The sequence below is a fragment of the Arthrobacter sp. B0316-1-20 genome, assembly GCF_059091865.1.
The window spans coordinates 1-4,527 of record NZ_JBNHHC010000142.1; the positions used below are offsets into that span (position 1 = coordinate 1).

Here is a 4,527-nt window from a genome sequence, read left to right on the forward strand (position 1 = left end):
TCCTTGCGGGCAGAATGGGCTCGGAACGGTTTCAACCTGTCGGGAAGGACGCATCAGGTGGGCGCATGGATCGTGCGGGCCGGCAAGCGGGGCGAGAGGGACGACTGGTGCCTGATGAACGGGCTGGCCAGCGGCGGGTTCCATGAGGTCGGCGACCTGACGGCAGCCGGCACGCGGGAGCAGGTCCGTGAAGCGGTGAAACGCAGCTTCCCCCGAGCCTCGGTCGCCAGCCAGGCCGACTTCACCGGCCAGCTCTGGGCCCTTCGCAACACCATCGCGCCGGGCGATCTGATCGTGCTGCCCCTGAAGACGACGAAGAAGCTGGCTCTGGGCATCTGCACGGGAGGCTACACCTACCGGGGCGGGGAGCCCGACATGGACAGGCGGCACACCATCACCGTGGACTGGCGCCGCACCGACGTCTCCCGGGCCGGCATCAAGGATGACCTGCTCCACACCCTCAACGGAGCCATGACGGTTTTCCAGGCCACCAAAAACGACGCCGAGGCGCGGCTGCGGGCCGTCCTGGAGCACGGCACCGACCCGGGGCGGAACGGTGTACTGCCGGCATCCGCGGCACCGGACACAGCCGGGGAAGCCGCCACCATCGTGGACCCCATCCCGGTGCCCACACCGGAGGCGATCAGCGACCGGGTGCGCACCTACCTGATCGAGAATTTCGGGCAGCACAAGCTCACCCTCCTGATCGCTGACATTCTGCGGGCCGAAGGCTATGTGTGTGACGTGTCCCCGGAGGGCCCGGACTTCGGTGTCGACATCATCGCCGGGCGGGGTCCGCTCGGTCTGGATCCGCCGACCCTGATCGTCGAGGTGAAATCGGAGGCCTCCGAGATCGGGGCCCCGGTCGTGCGGGGTCTGCAGGGGGCCATGACTTCGAACAAGGCCGACCAGGCGTTGCTGGTTGCCTGGGCCGGCCTGAACCGCCAGGCCAAGACCGCGATCCGCACGGAACGGACCTCGATCCGGGTCTGGGAGTCCGATGACGTCCTGGAGCACCTGTTCCGCGTGTATGACCGGCTGCCTGATGAAACCCGGGCGGCTCTGCCGCTGAAGCGGGCCTGGGTGCTCGATGAAGAGGCAGGCTAAGCCTCCCGCCCCGAAATTGTCAGAGTCTGCGCGCTGCCCCCGCCGCCGACAGAACAGCTGCCGCCGGCGCCGTTCAAACACCGGCACCAAAACCGGCCCCCCAGGCTCTGGGGGCCGTGTGTGAGTCGTCCCCCCGGTTAATTCCGCGGAAAATGTGCCTGCACCATCATCATCTCCCGGTACAAACCGCAGGACAAGAGCCGGTCGCACAATCCAGCTCCGCTTCACCCGATTCGGCCGGCACGGCCCTGAACCGAGCCGTCTGCTGCTATCCCCAAGGGTTCGGGCAGGGCATCCGGAAGCCCGGAGATGAGAACCGGAGATGCCGGGGCGGGATGCGATCCGCCGGTGTCTTCGACGTTTCCGGGCTGGGCCGGACATCCTCCGGCATGCCGGCCAGCGCTGTCGTCGGATTTGATGATGCGGTCGTAAATCCTGGCTCCTGCGTTTCCCTCCGCATCAAGTCACTCGGCCAGGCCGGCCGCAGGGCGCGAGGGACCCAACAGCCGACGGCCGTCCACCTCAGGTGTTGTCTGTCTCGGCTTCCGGCGCGGACCCCGACTCGGGCTCGGGCTCGGGTTTGGGTTCGGGGGGCGGTGCACCACCCTCGCCTTTCCACCTGTGCAACTGTTGCTCCGGCACTTCACCGGTGTCTGATGTCCCGGTCTGGTCCGGCTCGTTTCCTGTCGACTCGTCCATGCCCAAACTGTATGCCGACCCCCGGCGGGCCAACAAGGTCCGTAACCACACCCAGGCGGAGGCAGTAGTGTCTGGAAGAAGATTCCCATCACCGGCAGCTGAATCGGCGCTGACACCGTGCCATTTAGCGACATATGCGCTGCTATCGGCGTCCCCGGCAGCCGCTGACGGTGGGGGGCCGGTCGCGGAACGGTTTCTTCAGATCAGGCCAATGCATTCGGGACCGGGGGTAAGGGCTTCTGAATGTGGGTGCCTGTTTCGGAGCTGCAGCGGATGGGTCGAAAACGCCTTTGCCGGATATGAGGTTCCGCATCCTAAGCACGCTTACTATGGAGTGGTCAGCCCCTGACTGTAGTCAGTGGGACCTTCACTGTAAGGAGCAGCGCGATGGGCTTGGATGACAAGATCGGTAACGCGGCAGAGAAGTTGGGCGGCAAGGGCAAGGAAGCGGCTGGGGAGGCCAGCGGCGATCAGAGCCTGGAGGCCGAAGGCAAAGGGGATCAGGCCAAGTCGGATCTGAAGCAGGCTGGCGAGAAGGTTAAAGACGCCTTCAAGAAAGACTGACTTAGATAAGGATCAAGAGCAGGGGTGCAGTACCACTGGTACTGCACCCCCTGCTGTTGGTCTGATTAGGCGGACCTGCTGGCGGTAATCAGGCCGGGCCGGCAGAACCGGTATCAGCGTGCCCTCTTCTGCAAAATCTGCAATAGGATCACTTCCTGCTTACATATGCGCTGTCAGGGGTATTCAGCTGACCGGACTGGACTGCAGTCGTGGATGGGAGGCAGCCGGAGGCCGGTAGGCCCTACCCGAGGTCGACCGGGGAGTTTCAGTCCTGGTTCGCGACTGATGCTGGCTGCTTGGACTATCTGGGGTGGCTGCGCTGGCCGGAGGGAGTCGTCTGTCCGCGCTGCGCGCAGGTCGGCGGCTGGGCGCTCGGTGATGGCCGGTTCAAGTGCGCGGGCTGCGGGGCGCGGACCGCGGTGACCGCGGGCACCCTGTTCGACCGGCGACGCACGCCGCTGACGGTGTGGTTCACGGCGTGCTGGATGTTCGCCGCCCAGAAGGACGGCGTCTCGGCGTTGAGCCTGCAGCGTGCGCTTGAGATCGGCTCATATCCGACCGCGTGGGCGATGCTGCATCGGCTGCGCCCGGTGCTGGTACGCCCCGGCCGAGACCGGTTGAGCGGCGTCGTCGAGGTCGATGAGACGTACATCGGCGGTGAGGAGCCTAGGCTGCGTGGTGGGCGGGCCAAGGGCAAGAAATCCCTCGTAGCGGTGGCCGTCGAAGTCAGGCAGCCCCGCGGCTACGGACGCTGTCGGATGGCGATCCTGGCCGACGCCTCGGCCGCCTCGCTGCACCTGTTCGTCGGCGAGAACGTGGAGCCCGGCGCCACCGTCATCACCGATGCCTGGCAGGGCTACCGGGGGGGGCGAGACACTCGGCTACACGCACGATCGGCGCAGCCAGCGCGCGCCCGTGCCCGCGGCGAGGACCCCGGCCAGCTGCTGCCTGGAGTTCACCGCATCGCGTCGCTGGCCAAGCGGTGGCTGCTGGGCACCCATCAGGGCTCGGTGGACGCGGCGCACCTGCAGAGCTACCTGAACGAGTTCACCTTCCGCTTCAACCGGCGCCTTCCGCTTCAACCGGCGCCGTTCGACCAGCCGCGGCATGGTCTTCTACCGCGTCCTCGAACTCGCCGTCGGACACCGTCCGGTGCGCTACCGCGACCTGGTCGCCGACCCTCAGCCCAAGACCACCCGGCCTGTCACCCCCGGGACCGGCGGTTATCCACCGAGCCTGGACCGTCCCCGGGCAGCCCATCCCTGGCGTTCCACTGACCGCGACGGTCCGGTCAGCTAAATACCCCTGACAGCGCATATGACGGTTGTTTTCCGGCGAGCAGATTCAGATTCGGATACCGGCCACCAGTGACGCGCGGATCCGCTTCCGCCCGCATCCGGGTACCGGCGGCACATCATCCGGGGCACAGGCACGGGCCGCAGGGGCAGAGCCGCGGCCGCCGTGCGCGCGTCGGGCAGGGCAGCGGTACCGCTTCTTCTTCCGGCATGGCTGTAGAATGTCCAATCGATGGAGTTATACGGGGGTGGCTGGTCCTGGCCGCCGGGGATGAACGGCCCCGGGGCCGGGAACCTGCCCCGGGCACGCGGGCATGTTTCCTGAGGGGTTGCAAAGATGAATCTCGCCGAAGCGGTCAGGGACTGGAGCCAGCTCGCCCTGGTTGGCGCCATCGTGGACCTGCAGCATCGGTTAGGATTCGTCCGGGAGGCGGGGCGGGTAGAGGCCGTGCACGGGGACAGTTCCGTGACCGTCCGGTTCAGCGGTGCCTCTTTGGAACGCTACCGGAAGACGGACTGGGCCATGGTCCTGAAGATCGGCCGGCAGGCACCCTAGAGGGGCCCGGGCAGGGGGCCGGTGGACCCCCGGATCCCCCACCAGCCAGTCCCGCCTGCCCCCAGCGCGTGCGGTGCGGTGACGAGGGAGGGCCTCGGCACCGCATGAGGTTCCCGCTGGTTAACTACCCTCCCCTGCTACCCGTCATGTAGATGCATGAAAACGAGTAGCAAAGGTACTAGGCAGTAACAGCTGCCGGTGTCATCCTTTCATCAGAAGGTTCGACGGTCCGGGTTGGGGGACCCGAACGGCGAACCCGGCAGGAAGCGTTTTGGGGGAAATGCACCGGCCATCGGCCAGGCCGCC

At 66.7% G+C, this 4,527-nt stretch carries 4 protein-coding genes and 1 pseudogene; 4 read left to right on the forward strand and 1 reads right to left on the reverse strand.

The genetic code is table 11. The features are described from left to right. Window positions 1–57 precede the first annotated feature (57 nt). Window positions 58–1,107, forward strand: a complete 1,050-nt coding sequence (locus tag AC5RW2_RS40575; protein ID WP_493986734.1) for a restriction endonuclease — start codon at window positions 58–60, stop codon at window positions 1,105–1,107. Between the two features lie 522 nt (window positions 1,108–1,629). Here AC5RW2_RS40575 and AC5RW2_RS40580 read toward each other — a convergent pair. Next, window positions 1,630–1,806 carry a hypothetical protein gene (locus tag AC5RW2_RS40580; RefSeq protein ID WP_493986707.1) on the reverse strand — a complete coding sequence of 59 codons (177 nt, stop codon included), beginning with the start codon at window positions 1,804–1,806 and terminating at the stop codon, window positions 1,630–1,632. Window positions 1,807–2,193: 387 nt separating this feature from the next. Here AC5RW2_RS40580 and AC5RW2_RS40585 point away from each other — a divergent pair, with 387 nt between their 5' ends. The 3 genes and pseudogenes from AC5RW2_RS40585 (at window position 2,194) to AC5RW2_RS40595 (ending at window position 4,221) form a co-directional block, all read left to right on the forward strand. After that, window positions 2,194–2,370: a CsbD family protein gene (locus AC5RW2_RS40585; protein WP_493986706.1), complete on the forward strand. Its 177-nt coding sequence runs from the start codon at window positions 2,194–2,196 to the stop codon at window positions 2,368–2,370. 209 nt (window positions 2,371–2,579) lie between these two features. Then, window positions 2,580–3,669 (forward strand): annotated as a pseudogene (locus tag AC5RW2_RS40590) (IS1595 family transposase). A 333-nt stretch (window positions 3,670–4,002) separates the two neighbouring features. Then, entirely contained in the window at window positions 4,003–4,221 is a 219-nt protein-coding gene (locus AC5RW2_RS40595; protein WP_494075263.1) for a hypothetical protein, read from the forward strand. Window positions 4,222–4,527 lie beyond the last annotated feature (306 nt).